This is a genomic window from Mycolicibacterium duvalii (assembly GCF_010726645.1).
Taxonomy (GTDB): domain Bacteria; phylum Actinomycetota; class Actinomycetes; order Mycobacteriales; family Mycobacteriaceae; genus Mycobacterium; species Mycobacterium duvalii.
The window spans coordinates 4688818-4704195 of sequence record NZ_AP022563.1 but is presented as its reverse complement, the minus strand read 5'-3'; the positions used below and the strand labels follow the sequence as shown (position 1 = coordinate 4704195).

17 protein-coding genes are annotated in these 15378 nt (G+C 70.6%); 7 read left to right on the top strand and 10 right to left on the bottom strand.

Annotated features, from left to right (window positions below; all coding sequences use genetic code 11):
• Window positions 1–49: 49 nt before the first annotated feature.
• Both G6N31_RS22250 and G6N31_RS22245 read right to left on the bottom strand, forming a co-directional pair.
• Window positions 50–1426, bottom strand: a complete 1377-nt coding sequence (locus G6N31_RS22250; protein WP_163722315.1) for a maltokinase N-terminal cap-like domain-containing protein — start codon at window positions 1424–1426, stop codon at window positions 50–52.
• 74 nt (window positions 1427–1500) lie between these two features.
• On the bottom strand, window positions 1501–2553 hold the full coding sequence (locus G6N31_RS22245) for a hypothetical protein (RefSeq protein WP_098004277.1): 1053 nt from the start codon (window positions 2551–2553) through the stop codon (window positions 1501–1503).
• 175 nt (window positions 2554–2728) lie between these two features.
• Here G6N31_RS22245 and G6N31_RS22240 point away from each other — a divergent pair, with 175 nt between their 5' ends.
• The 3 genes from G6N31_RS22240 to G6N31_RS22230 all read left to right on the top strand — a co-directional run bounded on the left by G6N31_RS22240 (window position 2729) and on the right by G6N31_RS22230 (window position 4587).
• On the top strand, window positions 2729–3541 hold the full coding sequence (locus tag G6N31_RS22240) for a HugZ family pyridoxamine 5'-phosphate oxidase (RefSeq protein ID WP_098004276.1): 813 nt from the start codon (window positions 2729–2731) through the stop codon (window positions 3539–3541).
• Window positions 3542–3557: 16 nt separating this feature from the next.
• A complete protein-coding gene (gene pyrE / locus G6N31_RS22235; RefSeq protein WP_098004275.1) occupies window positions 3558–4145 on the top strand; it encodes an orotate phosphoribosyltransferase in 588 nt (195 codons plus the stop codon).
• A 76-nt stretch (window positions 4146–4221) separates the two neighbouring features.
• The gene (locus G6N31_RS22230; RefSeq protein WP_234815379.1) at window positions 4222–4587 is read left to right on the top strand and encodes a TIGR03668 family PPOX class F420-dependent oxidoreductase; all 366 of its coding nucleotides are present in this window, start codon (window positions 4222–4224) and stop codon (window positions 4585–4587) included.
• On the opposite strand, the gene G6N31_RS22225 is transcribed toward G6N31_RS22230, so the two are convergent.
• A complete protein-coding gene (locus G6N31_RS22225; protein WP_197747145.1) occupies window positions 4584–5492 on the bottom strand; it encodes a DMT family transporter in 909 nt (302 codons plus the stop codon). The genes G6N31_RS22230 and G6N31_RS22225 overlap by 4 nt on opposite strands.
• Window positions 5493–5596: 104 nt before the next feature.
• On the opposite strand from G6N31_RS22225, the gene G6N31_RS22220 reads away from it, so the two are divergent.
• Window positions 5597–5935 carry an aminopeptidase gene (locus G6N31_RS22220; protein ID WP_098004273.1) on the top strand — a complete coding sequence of 113 codons (339 nt, stop codon included), beginning with the start codon at window positions 5597–5599 and terminating at the stop codon, window positions 5933–5935.
• 28 nt (window positions 5936–5963) lie between these two features.
• Here the strand turns inward: G6N31_RS22220 and G6N31_RS22215 are convergent, their stop codons facing one another.
• The 7 genes from G6N31_RS22215 to G6N31_RS22185 form a co-directional block, all read right to left on the bottom strand.
• Window positions 5964–6263 carry a hypothetical protein gene (locus tag G6N31_RS22215; protein WP_098004272.1) on the bottom strand — a complete coding sequence of 100 codons (300 nt, stop codon included), beginning with the start codon at window positions 6261–6263 and terminating at the stop codon, window positions 5964–5966.
• Between the two features lie 46 nt (window positions 6264–6309).
• A complete protein-coding gene (locus G6N31_RS22210; RefSeq protein ID WP_098004271.1) occupies window positions 6310–7584 on the bottom strand; it encodes an MFS transporter in 1275 nt (424 codons plus the stop codon).
• 88 nt (window positions 7585–7672) lie between these two features.
• A complete protein-coding gene (locus tag G6N31_RS22205; protein WP_098004270.1) occupies window positions 7673–8482 on the bottom strand; it encodes a hypothetical protein in 810 nt (269 codons plus the stop codon).
• A 5-nt stretch (window positions 8483–8487) separates the two neighbouring features.
• Entirely contained in the window at window positions 8488–10854 is a 2367-nt protein-coding gene (locus G6N31_RS22200; protein WP_163722490.1) for a glycoside hydrolase family 65 protein, read from the bottom strand.
• On the bottom strand, window positions 10854–11558 hold the full coding sequence (locus tag G6N31_RS22195) for a beta-phosphoglucomutase family hydrolase (RefSeq protein ID WP_098004268.1): 705 nt from the start codon (window positions 11556–11558) through the stop codon (window positions 10854–10856). The genes G6N31_RS22200 and G6N31_RS22195 overlap by 1 nt, the downstream gene beginning before the upstream one ends.
• Window positions 11559–11603: 45 nt before the next feature.
• Window positions 11604–12479: a rhomboid family intramembrane serine protease gene (locus tag G6N31_RS22190; protein WP_098004267.1), complete on the bottom strand. Its 876-nt coding sequence runs from the start codon at window positions 12477–12479 to the stop codon at window positions 11604–11606.
• Window positions 12476–12940 (bottom strand): VOC family protein, encoded by a 465-nt coding sequence (locus G6N31_RS22185; protein ID WP_098004266.1) that lies wholly within the window; start codon window positions 12938–12940, stop codon window positions 12476–12478. Before G6N31_RS22185 ends, G6N31_RS22190 begins: the two co-directional genes overlap by 4 nt.
• A gap of 266 nt (window positions 12941–13206) precedes the next feature.
• On the opposite strand from G6N31_RS22185, the gene G6N31_RS22180 reads away from it, so the two are divergent.
• From G6N31_RS22180 to lipE, 3 genes are all read left to right on the top strand, one after another.
• Complete coding sequence (locus G6N31_RS22180; RefSeq protein ID WP_098004265.1) at window positions 13207–13617, top strand: heme-binding protein; 411 nt, start codon at window positions 13207–13209, stop codon at window positions 13615–13617.
• 82 nt (window positions 13618–13699) lie between these two features.
• Window positions 13700–14134: an Rv1352/Rv1906c domain-containing protein gene (locus G6N31_RS22175; protein WP_098004264.1), complete on the top strand. Its 435-nt coding sequence runs from the start codon at window positions 13700–13702 to the stop codon at window positions 14132–14134.
• 17 nt (window positions 14135–14151) lie between these two features.
• Window positions 14152–15372, top strand: a complete 1221-nt coding sequence (gene lipE / locus G6N31_RS22170; RefSeq protein ID WP_420090874.1) for a lipase LipE — start codon at window positions 14152–14154, stop codon at window positions 15370–15372.
• Window positions 15373–15378 lie beyond the last annotated feature (6 nt).

The window sequence follows — 15378 nt, the reverse complement described above, 5'->3', positions numbered from 1 at the left end:
GCGGCGACCTACCCGACGGCCACGGTTGCCAGCCTCGGGTTCGGCGACCTCAGCCGAGGATGCGTGCGATCGAGCGCATCGGGATCGGTAACCAGGACGGCCGGAACCGCGCTTCGTAGGCCGCCTCGTACACCGCTTTGTCCAGTTCGTAGGCGGCCAGAACCTCGGCGGCGGAGCGCGGATCCGTTCCGGCGACCGCCGCGTAGCCGGCACAGAAGGCCGCGCTGTTGCGCGCCACCCAGTCCCGCGCTGCGGCGGCGCGCCCGGCGTCTCGGTCATCGAGTCCGACCATCTGCTGATACGCGGCGTACTCGAACGAGCGCAGTACCCCGGCCACGTCGCGCAGCGGCGAGTCGGGGCGGCGGCGCTCCTCGAGCGGCTGGCCCGGTTCGCCCTCGAAATCGATCAGCAACCAGCGCTCGGCGGTGCGCAGCACCTGTCCCAGGTGCAGGTCGCCGTGCACACGCTGCACCGAGATGGGCACCCCGGCCAGCCCCCGGAAGCGGGCCTCGATCGCGCCGGCGTGCTCCTGCAGTTGCGGTGCCGCGCTGACCGCCGAGCGGAGACGGTCGAGTACGGCGTCGAGCGGGAAGGGCTCGGCGCCGGTGCCGAGGTGCGCCGCGAGCATCGCGTGCACCGACGCGACGGCCTCGCCCAGTCGATGGGACTCGTTTGTGAAACTCCCACCCGACCCCCCGGCGAAACTCCCACCCGACCCCCCGGCGAAACTCCCACCCGACCCCCCGGCGAACAGGTCGCGAGTGTCCGCGGTGGCCATGTCCCAGCCTTCGGTACTGCCGGCCGCGAACTCGGCGACCATGCCCAGCGCGCACGGGAGCGAATCCGGCCCCGCCCACCACGTTTCGAACGACCCGAGCAGGCGGGCGACGTGCGGGTTACCCGCCCGGGCCAGCACCCGGTTCAACTCGATGTCGGGGTTGACCCCGGCAGTGACCCGCCGGAACGCCTTGAGCATGGCACGTTGATCGAAGATGACGCTGGTGTTGCTCTGCTCGGCACCTGACACGCGGGGTGTCGCGTCGAGCGGCAGGTGCGCCCCGGGTTCCTTCACGAACCGCAGGTGCGCGATCGTCGCCGACGCGTCGATCAGCGACAGCAGATGGCGCGCCGCCTCCGGGTCGAACAACGCGTCGTAGGCGGTGCGTTCCGCGCCGGCCCGGACCTCGGTGCCGATGACGGCGACGTCGGGGAGGTGCCCGACCGGACCGTCGGCCCAACGGATCAACACCTGATAGCGCTCGGCGGAGCCGTCGGTGTAGGTCACGTCGAGCAGCACGTGGTCGAGGTCGAGTCCGGCGTGCTCCGAGAGCGGAGTGACGCCGGCCGGCCGAACCTCGGCCAGCTCCCGGCTGCGCCCGGCATACCAGCGCTGCTTGCGCAGCCAGTCACCGAAAGGCAGTGTCATGACCTCATCCATAGCTGCTGTCAACCTACCCAGCACCCCGAGAAACGAACCATGCGTCGATCCGGGCCGGACTACTAGGCCAGGAAGCGCTCCGCGCCGGCGGTGCGCACGAACCGGACGCTGTTGGCCTGGCGATAACCCAGCACGCCGCCCCCGAACGTGACCAGCATCAGCCCCGCCAGACCGGGCAGCGCGACGGCGGCGATCTCGGCGAGCGTCGGACCCGTCAGCACCCGCGGATAGCCGGCCGGGCGCGGCATCTGTCCCGATGCGGACGCCGGCGTCACCGAGGTGCCGGGTGTCGGCGCCACCGAACCCCGGATCCTCGGCGTGCGGACCCCGGCGACACCCGGCGCGGTGGTGGCCTGTTCGACGGACGAGCCGGGCCGCGGCGCGCGGGCCCGCGGGCCGGCGCCGGCGACCGTCATCGCGCGGGGCACCGACACCACCAGCGGCGCCCGGAACACCGGCGTCTCAGCACTGCTGCCCCCGCCGCCGGTGCCTTCGCCCACGGTGCCGGTGCCGGCGTCGAGGACCGGGGCCTCCTGCTGGATGCGAATCGACGGACCGGGCGGCGGCGGTGGCGGTACCACCCGCAGCGCCGCGAGGAACTCCCCGAGCGTCGGCAGCGGAATCTCGACGGTGGTGTAGAAGGACGACACCGATGGCCAGCTGCCCTCCGGGATCTCTTCGGCGGCGGGCAACCGGAAGAACGGCAACGTCAGCGAGTTGCTGTACTCGGTCTTTCGCGAATCCTGCGGCGGGGGCAACAGCGCCGAGGTCGGACTCTCCCGGGTGGTGCCGCCGCCCGCGCCGCCGGAGCGGACCGGTTCGTCCCCGGCATCGTCGGTCACCCCGGCGTCGTCCGGCTCGACCTCGACGGTCTCCTCGTCGGTCCCGTCGTCGGGGTCGGGTTCGGTGGTCTCGGCCGGCTCACGGGATTCCTGCGTCGAACCGATCGTCGGACCCGCAGTGCCACCGCCGTCGTCCGTCGGATCCGAGTCCTGGCTGGAGCCGTCGGGGTCGGTGGGCTGGGCGAACACCGGCGCCGCACCCGCAGCGCCGCAGAGCACGCCGAGAGCGAGTACACCGGCGACAGCCACGGCGCGCAGCCCGAGCTCCGCCATGTTGCCCCCATCATCCGGGAATCCCCGTCGGCCGGTCACGTACCCCGACATTTTCGCACATCGCGCCAAATCTCCACGTGGAACAGGGTTTGCTGGGACCACGCCGAAATCAACGCAGGCGTCAGTTCTCGGCATGGTGGCAACCCCGCCGAGGTCCGCGCGTTAGGGTGCCGAGGTGACGTCCAGCGGCTCTCCTCGTGACCACGGCGACCCCGGCGACGCCCCCACCGTGCCGCCCCCGCTGACCGCCGCGCGCAACACCGCCCGGCCGTCGGCGGCCGAGGAAGCCCGCACCATCGCGGCGTCGGCCAACACCGCCACCCTGGCCACGCTGACCGCCGACGGCGACCCGTGGGCATCGTTCGTCACCTACGGGCTGCTCGACGGCGCCCCGGTGCTGTGCGTGTCCAACCTCGCCGAGCACGGGCGCAACCTGGCCGGCGATCCGCGCGCCAGCCTCGCCGTGGTGGCCCCGGCCGCCGAGGACGATCCGCTGGCCAACGCGCGCATCACCCTCGCCGGCCACGTCGAGCTGCCCGACGGGGCCGAACGCGAGGCCGCCCGCGAAGCGCACCTCGCCGCCGTCGCCGCCGCCAAGTACTACATCGACTACAGCGATTTCACGCTGTGGGTGCTGCGGGTGCACCGGGTGCGCTGGGTGGGCGGCTACGGCCGGATGGACTCCACCACCGGCGCCGCCTACGCGGCGGCCGAACCCGACCCGGTCAGCCCGCACTCCGCCGCCGCGATCAGCCACCTCAACGCCGACCATGCCGACGCGCTGCTGGCGATGGCGCGCACCCTGGGCGGTTACCCCGACGCCACCGCCGCCACCTGCACCGGCGCCGACCGCTACGGCCTGGATCTGCGGCTGGCCACCGGGCGCGGCGTGGCCTACACCCGCATCGGTTATCCGCAACCGATTCACTCGATCGCCGAATTGCGTTCGGCCGCCGTGGAGTTGACGCGGCTGGCCCGCACGTCCTGAACTACCATCTGTCGACATGGCTGAGCAGCGCGCGGCACCTCACCGACCACCGACCTGGCAGGCCGCGTTCGACCTCATCAAGACCCGCGGTTACGAACGCCGCGACGAGCCCTTCCGGCTGGCCAGCGGTCAGCTCAGCCACGACTACATCGACGGCAAGTTCGCCGTCGACACCGGCGAGCGGCTCACCATCGTCAGTCGCGCCGTGGCCGACCTGGCCGCCGCGCACGGCGTGGAGTTCGACGCCGTGGGCGGGCTGACGATGGGGGCCGATCCGCTGGCCCACGGCGTCGCGATGGTCACCGGCAAAGCGTGGTTCTCGGTGCGCAAGGAGCAGAAGTCCCGTGGTCGCGAGCAGTGGATCGAAGGCACCCGCCTGCAGCCCGGAGACCGCGTCCTGCTGGTCGACGACGTGATCAGCACCGGAGGATCGACCGAGATCGCGCTGGAACGGGTCACCGCGGTGGGCGCGGTGGTCGCCGGGGTGATCCCGATGGTCGACCGCGGTGACGTGGCCGCGCGGCGCTTCGCCAGGCACGGCGTGCCGTTCCACGCGCTTGTCACCTACCGCGACCTCGGCATCGAACCGGTCCAGGACGTCTGACCCGAACATCTCTAGGCTCAAGAGAGTGGCGGTCTCCGAATCCGCGGCGGCCCGGTTCCGCGCCGCACAGGTGGCGATGCTGGGCACCGTGCGGCCCGACGGCGCACCGCATGTGGTGCCGGTGGTGTTCGCGATGGCCGAGGCTCGGGATGTGGCCTACACCGCGGTGGACGGGAAGCCGAAATCGGGGCGGCGGCTGCAACGGCTGGCCAACATCGAGCACCACCCGGCGGTGAGCCTGCTGGTCCAGCACTACGACGACGACTGGTCGCAACTGTGGTGGGTGCGCGCCGACGGGGTCGCCGGACTTCATGACGGCGACGACGCCGGCGCCACCGGCCTGGCGGCGCTGCGCCGCAAATATCGGCAGTACCACGACGTCGAGCTCGGCGGACCCGTCATCGCCGTCCGCATCACCCGCTGGGTCGGCTGGCCGGACTAGGTGGGCTGATCCATGCGTTCGGCGGGTTTCGGCGCAGGCGCCAGCGCCTCCTCGTAGGCGCCTTCGTCGCGGCCCAGCGCGATGGTGCCCGCGAGCATCGCCGCGGTCGACAGCGCCAGCGCGACCGCGTCCCAGCGTCCGACATCGAGGTGCTCCCCCAGCACGACCGCGCCGAGGAGCACCGCGACCATCGGTTCGAGCACCAGCATGGTGGGCACCGACGTCTGCAGCGACCCGGCATGAAAGGCCGACTGCTGCAGCAGCATGGCCACCACGCCGAGCACCACCAGCAGGTACAGCACCGGGGTGGTCAGCACCGCGTCGACGCCGTCGTGGGTCAGCAGGTGCATGACCAGCTTGGTCAGGACGGCCACCACGCCGAACATCACGCCGACCGCGACCGCGAGCAGCACCGCGCGGCGCCAACCGACGGCCCGGGTCGCGACCACCACGCACGCCAGCACCGCAATGGTGCACACCACGGCGACGGTCACCGACGAGGACAGCGACGCCTGGTAGTCGCCCGGGTTGGCTTTGGCCAGCACCACGAACACGGCCAGCGCGACGGTCAGCAGCACCGCCCACGCCCACTCCCCACGGGTGACCCGCCTGCCCGCCCAGTGCGCGCTCAGCGGCAAGGCGAACAGCAGCGCCGACACCAGGATGGGTTGCACCAGCAGCAACGAGCCCTCGGCCAGCGCCAGGGCCTGGAACAGGAAGCCGGCGAGTGCGGCGGCGGTGCCGGCCCACCACAGCGGACGCCGGATCAGGGTTGCGAACATCACCGCACTGATGCCGTGTTCCGCGGGCACATCGAGGGTGGCCCGTTGGCGCACCACGATGCCCAGCGCGAGGAACACCGCAGCCAGAAGTGCCAGCAGCACCGTCAGTCCGTGGCCGATCACCCGACTAGGACAACACACTCGCCGGTGTGACGCCCACCCCGGTGGCCGGATGGCGCGTCACCGATCTTGTTTCGCGGAAGCGGAACTGGGCAATGACACGGAGCATGAAACTGCGACAGGTGTTGTTGGCGGCTGGTGTGGCGGCTCTGCTGGTCGGTGTCATCGCGTTGTTGGTACCGGTGTCGGTGTCCGGGCCGGAACAGAACATCGGGTGCGGGAACGGCATCTCCGCCGACCTGTCGGAGGCCCAGCGGGTCGACGACCAGAATCCGGCCAACCTGCCGATCATCGACCAGATCGTTCCGAGCCGCGATTTCGTGGCGGAGTGCGAGTCCGCGGTGTCGTCGCGCCGGTCCTGGGCCATCCCGGTCGCGGTCATCGGTGTGGTGCTGGTGGTGGGGTCGTTCTTCGCCGGCGGCCGCAGCGGGCGCGCAGCCACCTGAGGTTCGCGCCCGCCGCGGGCGACCTGACTCAGACCGCCTCGCGACGGGAACCGCTCGGCCGTTCGCCGTCGTCGACCACCCGCAGTCGGGGCCCCGCGCCGGGTTCCGGGGCGATCCGCTCGTTGACCGAGGCCACCACCGAGTCGACGCGGTGCACCGCGCGGTCACACAGACCGCGCACCCGGTCGCCGGCGGCGTCGACGTCGTCGGCTGCGCTGCGCAGGTAGGCCCGCAGGTTCACCCGTAGCCGCTCTCCCGCGCCCCGCAGGCGATGGCGCACCTGGTCATCGACCTCGACGGTGAGGTAAGGCAGCACCTGAAGCTTCATTGCGCGTCTCCCCTTCGTGGTTGCCTGCACCCAGCCTAATGGGGTCTCACTGCACCTGCGCCAGCGCGCGCCCGGCCGACTCCCGCAGGGTGTGCACCGTGGCCAGCGACACGAGCGCGGCCACGATCAGGTAGAACGCCGGCGCGATGGGGTCTCCGGTGGCGGCGGTCAGCCACGTCACTACATACGGCGTGGTGCCGCCGAAGATCGCCACGCACAGGTTGTAGCCCACCGAGAACCCGCTGAAGCGCACCCGGGTCGCGAACAGTTCCACGCCGGCGGTCACCGCCGCCGCGATGTAGATCGACTCGATGGCCGCCAGTGCGCAGTGCGCCACGATCGCCGCGACCAGCGACCCGGAGTTCAGCAGCAGGAACAACGGATAGCCCAGCACCGCGAATCCGAGCGACCCGGCGATCAGCAAAGGCCGGCGGCCGACCCGGTCCGAGAGCATGGCCAGCGGCAGGATCAGGACCAGCGCCACCACGCATGCCAACGTGATCGACACGAACGACGCGGTCTTCGAGAACTCCAGCGTTCTGATGAAATACGTTGGCAGAAACGCGAACACCACGTAATAGCCGATGTTGAACACGATGAACAGGCCCAGCACCTGCAGGATCTGCCGCGTGGACGTCGTCACCGCCTCGCGCAGCGGGGACGCGGAGGTCTTGTCGGCCTTGTCGAGTTCGGCGAACTGCGGCGTGTCGCCGAGGCGAAGACGGATGTAGAGCCCCACCAGGCCGAGCGGGCCGGCGATCAGAAACGGGATCCGCCACCCGTAGCTTTCCATCGCCTCGGCCGGCAGCAGCGCCTGCAACAGGGTCACCGTCAGCGAGCCGAGCAGGAAACCGACGACCCCGGACCAGGCCATGAAGGTGACGGTGACGCCGCGGCGACGGTCGCTGGCGAACTCGGCCAGGTACACCGCGCCGCCACCGTACTCACCTCCGGCCGAAAACCCCTGCAGGCAGCGCAGAATCAGCAGCAGCAGCGGCGCGGCCAGGCCGATGGTGGCGTAGGTCGGCAACAGCCCGATGCCCAGCGTGGCCGCCGACATCAGCAGGATCACCACGGCCAGCACGCGCTGCCGCCCGATCCGGTCGCCGAGGGGGCCGAAGAAGAACCCGCCGAGCGGGCGCATGAAGAAGGCCGCGGCGAATATCGCGAAAGTGTTGAGCAACGCCGCGGTGTCGTTGCCGGCCGGGAAGAACTGTGCGGCGATGAACGTGGCGAGAAAGCCGTAGATGGCGAAGTCGAACCACTCGACGGCGTTGCCGATCGAGGCTCCGGTCACCACTTTCCGGATGTCGGTTGTCATGCCACCTCCCGAATCTAAGCGGGGCGCTGAGTAATTCGCTTAGCACACCGCGGTGACCGGGCGTGCGCACGCAACATATCGCGGTGGGCTATCCGTTCGCGCGGCGGTAGTCGGCCTGCGCCTCCCTGACCGCGGCGGCGGCCTCTCTGCCGGCCTGTGTGGCCGCGTCGTAGGCGTCCTGCGCCGCGGTCAGCGCGTCCTCGGCCTCGCGCAGCCGGCGTTGCGCGTCCTGGTGGCGCAGCCGCGCGGTGGCGAGGTCGGCCCGCAGTTCGGTCAGTGCGTCGTCGGCCTCGGCCTTGGCACGTTGTGCGGCCAGCAGCGCCGCGCGGGCGCGCTGAGCGCGGCGGTGCTCGGCCTTCGGTTCCTCGGTGCGCCGGGCCGGCGGCGGGGGCGAGTTCTTCTTCACACTGGAAACCGCGGCCGCCGAGCCGAACTCACCGAACCCGGACCACTTTTCGGCCTTGGTCAGGCGGCCCAGGCGCGCCGTGACGTCGGGATCGGCGACGGCGGCCTGCAGCGTCGCGACGACGTCGTCCCGCACGGCCGCGGTGGGTGTGTCGAGACCGGTGAGGCGGAAGGCAGCCCGGGTCAGGTCATCGACCACGCGCCGCTGCTCGGCGGTCAGCGCACGGATCTCGCCGCCGTCCATCGCCGCGTGGGCGTCGCGCAGCCGGGCACCCAGGTCCGCCAGCTGCTCCCGCGCCCCGGTCTGCACCGCCAGCGCGTTGACCACCCAGGCCGCCGTGGTGGGTTTGCGGCTACCCGCGATCCGCCGCGAACCCGCCGGGTCGCCGCCGCGTTTGGCCGCTGCGGCCAGCCGGGTGCGCACCGCCGTGAAATCCTGCGGGCGAGTGGCGTACAGCTCGTCGAGCGCGCGCTCGACGTCGGTGCCGGCCACGGCCGTCAGTCGCCGCCACGGTCGCGTTGGCGGCCCAGCGGTTCCCGGCCGGGCGGCTGCTGCGGTGGCGGCAACAGCGGTACCCGGGGGCGCACCGGCACCCGGGTCGGTTCGTCGGTGCTCAGCTCGAGCTGCTCGCCGGCGTGCCGGATCAGCAACCGTGAGCGCGGACCGTCGCGCAACGTGTAGGTGACACAGTCGTGGTCGGTGTCGACGGTGACCCGGAACTCGCGCCACCGCAACCGGAACCGCAACCGGGAGATCCCGGACGGCAGGTGCGGGTCGAGCGCCAAGACGCCGTCGTCGTCGCGCAGACCGCCGAACCCGGCCACCAGCGCCGTCCAGCTGCCGGCCAGCGACGCCAGGTGCAGACCGTCGGCGGTGTTGCGGTGCAGATCGCGGAGATCGATCAGGGCCGCTTCGTAGGTGTAGTCGTGCGCCAGTTCGAGGTGGCCCACGTCGGCGCACATCACCGCCTGGGTGCACGCCGACAGCGATGAGTCGCGCGTGGTGCGCCGCTCGTAGTAGTCGACGTTGCGCGCCTTCTGTTCTGCGGTGAACGCGTGGCTCTGCAGCTGCATCGCCAGCACCAGGTCGGCCTGCTTGACCACCTGCGCCGGGTAGAGCCGCACATAGGGTTCGTGCAGCAACAGCGGATACCGGGTGTTGTCGTCGAAGTCCCACTCGCGCAACGTGGTGAAGCCGTCGCACTGCGGGTGCACGCCGAGTTCCTCGTCGTAGGGGATGTGCACCGCGTCGGCCGTGTCACACCAGGTGGCGATCTCCTCCAGACCGACCCCCAGTTCGCCGGCCGCGTCCGGGTTCCGCCGGCAGGCTTCGGCGGCCGCGCGCAGGTTGGCCGCGGCCATCAGGTTCGTGAAGACGTTGTCGCGTACCACCGCGGTGTACTCGTCGGGGCCGGTCACTCCGTCGATTCGCCAGCGACCGTATCGATCCCGATGTCCGAGCGAGTGCCACATCCGCGCGGTGTTGACCAGGACGGCCAGGCCACACTCCGCCTCCAGCGAGTGGTCGCCGGTGACCACCCGGTAGCGCTCGAAGGCCATCGCGATGTCGGCGTTGACGTGGAACCCGGCGGTCCCGGCCGGCCAGTACGCCGAACACTCCTGTCCGCGGATCGTCCGCCAGGGAAAGCAGGCGCCGTGCAGATCGAGTTCCTCGGCGCGGGCCTGCGCCATCTCCAGGGTCGACGACCGCCACCGCAGCGCATCGGCCGCCGCGGCGGGCGCGGTGTAGGTCAGCACCGGAAGCACGAATCCTTCAGTGTCCCAGAAGGAGTGCCCGTCGTAGCCGCTGCCGGTCAGGCCCTTGCTGGGAATGGCCCGGCGCTCGGCGCGGGCGCTGGCCTGCATCACGTGGAACAGCCCGAACCGCACCGCCTGCTGGCAGTCGGCGTCGCCCTCGACCTCCACGTCGGCGCAGTCCCAGAAGTCGTCGAGGTAGCGGCGCTGTTCGTCGAGCAGCCCTTGCCACCCGGTGTAGCGCGCGCTGGCGATCGCGGCGGCCGCCTGGTCCCGCAACGCCGGCCGGGACCGCAGGCTCGACCACCCGTACGCCAGATACTTCACCACGCGCAGTCGTTGCCCGGGTTCGAGGCCGCACACCACGGTGGTGCGCGCCCAGTCCTCGCCGGCGTCGCCGCTGAGGTCGAGCCGCCCCGGGGCCTCCACCACGTGGTCCATCGCCGCTGCCATCATCAGGCCGGAGGACCGGGTGCGGTGGACCAGCAGCGCGCCGTTCTCACTGACCTCATGCATCACCGGGGCCAGCGGATTGACCAGGACCGCCGCCACTCGCGGGTCGTCGGATGGCGACGGCTGGTCCTCGTTGGCGACGAGCTCGGACTGCAGCGTGACCCGCACCGGATCGTCGACGGCCTCGACCTCGTACTCGATGGCGGCCAGCCCGCGCTGCGCCAGCGACACCATGCGGACCGTGTTGAGCCGAATGTGCTTGCCGGCCGGGGATTTCCACTCGGCGCAGCGCCGCAGCACCCCGGCTCGCATGTCGAGGATGCGTTCGTGGGACAGCAGTTGGCCGTAGCGGGTGTCGAACGGCTCGTCGTCGACCAGCAACCGGATGATCTTGCCGTTGGTGACGTTGACGATGGACTGGCCGTCCTCGGGGTATCCGAAACCCGCTTCGGCGTAGGGCAGCGGACGGATCTCGTAGAAGCCGTTCAGGTAGGTGCCCGGCAGACCGTACGGTTCGCCTTCGTCGAGGTTCCCGCGGAGTCCGATGTGACCGTTGGACAACGCGAACAACGACTCGCTCTGCGGCAGCAGGTCGTGATGCAGTTCGGTCTCGCGCACCTGCCAGGGCTCGACGGGGAACGCCTCGTCCTTGATCATCATGACGTCAGCAACTCCCCGAGGTCGGTGACGACGATGTCGGCGCCGTTGTCGCGCAACGCATCCGCCTGACCCACCCGGTCGACCCCGACCACCACACCGAACCCGCCGGCGCGCCCGGCTGCGACCCCGGCGATGGCGTCCTCGAACACCGCCGCATCCTCGGGCGCCACGTCGAGCAGTTGCGCGGCGCGCAGGAACGAGTCCGGCGCGGGCTTGCCGGGCAGCTGCTCGTCGCGCAGCGTGACACCGTCGACCCGTTGCTCGATGTAGTCACCGAGGCCGGTCATGTCGAGAACCGCTGCGGTGTTGGCACTCGACGACACCACGGCGCGGCGCAATCCGGCTTCGGCGGCCGCCTGCAGATAGCGGCGCGAGCCGTCGAACACGGTCACGCCGTCGGCACGCAGCGTCCGGCCGAACTGCTCGTTCTTGCGCTCTCCGAGCTCGACCACGGTTTCGTCGTCGGCCACGATGTCGCGGCTGGCCAGAAACGACCGGACCCCGTCGAGGCGGGGCTTGCCGTCGACGTAGCGCTCGTAGTCCTCGCCCGCGTCGAACGGCCGGAAGTCGGGCCCCGTCGTCGCGCGCAGGTACTCGTCGAACATCGCTTTCCACGCGCGCCGGTGCACGCTGGCCGTGTCGGTGAGGACACCGTCGAGGTCGAACAGGCACGCGCGTATCCGATCGGGCAGACCCAGCATCCTCTCCTTCTTACCCGCTCGGGTGGGCGCCGACGCGCGGGCGCGCTAACCGAGCCCGAAAAGTGCCCGCAACTGCTCGGTGCGGAACCAGATCAGGCCGGCGACGATCAGCAGGACCGCCACGGTGGCCCCGGCCTGCACGGCGTTGCGATGCCGCGGCGGCGCGTACGCATAGGCGGCCGCCACGGCCGCGCCGGTGACCAAGCCGCCGAGATGGCCCTGCCAGCTGATGTTCTGCGAGCTGACCAGCGGCACGACGAAGGTGATCACCAGGTTGATCACGATGATCGCCATCACCCCGCGGACGTCCATGTTGAGCCGTCGCCCCACCACGAACGTCGCGCCGAACAACCCGAAGATCGCGCCCGACGCGCCCGCGGTCGCGGAGTTCAGCGATGACAGCAGGTACACCAGCACCGAGCCGCCCAACGCGCTGAGCAAGTACAGGGCCGCGAACCGCAACCGGCCCAACGCCAGCTCCAGCTGCGGGCCCACGATGTAGAGGGCGAACATGTTGAACAGGATGTGGATCATCCCGTAATGCAGGAACGCCGAGCTCAGCAGCCGGTAGAGCTCCCCGTCGGCGACGGCGGGCGCCCACAGCACCAGCTCGCGTTCCAGCGCCGACGACGTGGTCTGCAGGATGAACATCACGACGTTGACCGCGATCAGCCCGTAGGTCAGCACCGGCACCGTGGACGCGGCTCGGCGGCCACCCAACGCGGTCCGCACAACGGGGGCACTGCGCGCGGCAGCACCGACACACTCGGCGCACTGGTGCCCGACCGCGGCGCTGTGCATGCACTCGGGACAGATGAACCGGCCGCAGCGGGTGCACTGCACGTAGGTCGGCCGATTCGGATGGCGGTAACACGTCGGTGTCTGCGGTGGCGGCCCCGCTGGCTGATAGGGGTAGCTCACAGTGTGCCGAACAGTTCGATGTGGTTGCCGTCCGGATCGGCGACGAACATGAACCCCATGCCCGGCACCGGCGCGAACTCGGTCAGCGGCTCGACGATCGGGTGATCCGACGCCGCGAAGGCCTCGGCGACTCCGCGCAGCCCGTTCACCCCGATGGTGAAGTACCGCAGGCCCGCCTGGGCCCGCCCGCCGCCGGGAGCGACGGGAGCCGCGGGCGGGTCGGTGTAGGTGACGAGCTTGAGCACGCTGGTGCCCAGCGTGTAGCGCCGCTGCGAGCCGCCCTCGAACTCCAGGTCGCCCTGACATTCGAGCTCGAGGAAACCTTCGTAGAAGGCGACCATCGCGGGGAGGTCGGTGGTCACCAGCCCCACCTCGATGCCGGGGGTCAGCAGATCCAGCTTCACGCAGCCCACGCTAGCGGTCCCGCCGCAGCGCCTTGCCCGGTCACCGGGCAAGATCATCGATAACGATTCGGATACACCGCAGATCACGATCAGCTAAGGGACCCCGCCGAATCGTGAGAGATCTCAACGTGTGCTTGCCGAATTGCGCCGTCGGCGAACCGTTTCGGGGCTTTTTGAGGCGAACGTCACGTGCCGTGGATGTAACATTCCCGGTTTCGCCGCAGGTCCGGTGGCGAGCGCGTTTGAGCACGTCAGATCGCGGTTATCTTGGTTTTCGGGCGGGGATCTGAAAACCGATTCACTGATCAGAAGGACCAATCCACATGAATTCTCATGGTTTCACCGTGCCGATGTTCCGGCGCACGCTGGCCGGCGTCGGGGCGGCCTGCGTGTTCGGCGGTCTGGCCGCCACCCTGGCCACTCCGGCTGCGATGGCACAGCCGGCTCCGCAGTGCAGCGCCAGCGCCGTCGCCGACACCGTCAGCAACGTGACCGGCGCTGCCCGCGGCTACCTGAACGCCAACCCGGGCGCCAACCAGGCGGTCAGCGCGGCGATGACGCAGCCGCGTCCGGAGGCCGAGGCCAACCTGCGCAGCTACTTCACGGCCAATCCGTCGCAGTACTACGACCTGCGCGGCATCCTGGCTCCGCTCGGTGACACGCAGCGCGCGTGCAACATCGCCGTGCTGCCGGGTGAGCTGCAGTCGGCCTACGACACCTTCATGGCCGGCTGACGGACTCCGGCAGCCGGGCGAATCCCACGAGGCTGCGGCGGCGGGTGCCCACCCGCCGCCGCAGCACTTAGACTGACTTCCTATGAAGCGCACTCCAACGGCGGCCCTGGCCGCGGCCGCGGCGGTGGGTTGCTGCGCGCTGGCGCCCGCGGCGCAGGCCCAGCCCGATCCCGCCCCCGGACCCCCGGCCGACCCGCCGAAGACGTCGATCGAGGCCAACGGCACCTACGTCGTCGGAACCCAGATCGTGCCCGGCTTCTACCAGTCCGCGGGGCCGATCGAAGGCGGCGCCTGCTATTGGAAGCGCACCGCGGGCGCGGAGACGGTGGACAACGCACTGACCAAGAAGCCCGCGATCGTGCACGTGGAGGCCACCGACACCACCTTCACCACCAGCGACTGTCAGACCTGGCAGATGACCGACACCCCGCCCCCGCCGCAACCCGGACCGGGTGAGCTGCTGGGTCAGCTGACCCAGGTGATCGGCAGCGGCATGTTCAACGGGGGCCCGCGCTGACCGACGGCAGGATCGCAGTGGCCCGCGACCTCGACTCGGTCACCTCGATCGGGCCCGAGGAGCCCGGGGACGTCGACCCCGCCGCCCTGGAGCGGATCTGGGCCGCGGCCCGCCATTGGTACGCCGCCGGAATGCAGCCGGCGATCCAGGTGTGTCTGCGCCGCGAGGGCCGGGTGATCCTCAACCGCGCCATCGGGCACGGGTGGGGCAATGGGCCGGACGATCCGCCCGACGCAGAACGGATTCCGGTGACCACCGCCACCCCGTTCTGCGTGTACTCCGCGGCCAAAGCCATCACGACCACCGTCACGCACATGCTCGTCGAGCGCGGGCACTTCTCCCTCGACGACCGTGTGTGCGAGTACCTGCCCGGCTACACCGGCCACGGCAAGGACCGCACCACCATCCGCCACGTCCTCACCCACAGCGCCGGGGTGCCGTTCGCGACCGGGCCCCGCCCCGACCTCAAACGCATGGACGACAGCGCCTACGCGCGCGAGATGCTGGGCCGGCTCAAGCCCCTCTACCGGCCAGGGCTGGTCCACATGTACCACGGGGTGACGTGGGGCCCGTTGATGCGCGAGATCATCTCCGCGGCAACAGGACGCAACATCCGCGACATCCTGCACGCCGAGATCCTCGCGCCGCTGGGCTTCCGGTGGACCAACTACGGCGTGGCACCCGAAGACGTTCCGTCGGTGGCGCCGAGCCATGTCACCGGGAAGCCACTGCCCGCTCCGCTGGCCAAAGCGTTCAAGACCGCCGTGGGCGGCACGATGACGCAGATCATCCCGTTCTCGAACACGCGGCAGTTCCTCACCGGGGTCGTACCGTCGTCGAACACCGTGTCCAATGCCTACGAACTGTCCCGGTTCGCCGAGATCCTCTGCCGCGGTGGCGAACTCGACGGCGTCCGGGTGCTGTCCGAGCAGACGCTGCGCGAGGCCACCCGGGAATGCCGGCGGCTGCGTCCGGACATCGCGACCGGCCTGATGCCGATGCGCTGGGGTTCGGGGTACATGCTGGGATCGGCGCGGTTCGGCCCCTTCGGCCGGGACAACGCCGCCGCCTTCGGCCACACCGGTCTGACCGACATCGCGGTGTGGGCCGATCCGAGTCGCGCGCTGTCGGTCGCGGTGGTCAGCAGCGGCAAACCCGGACGGCACAAGGAAGCCGGCCGCTATCCGGCGCTGCTCGACCGCATCAACGCCGAGATCCCCAAGGTGCGCTCACGGTAGTCGCCG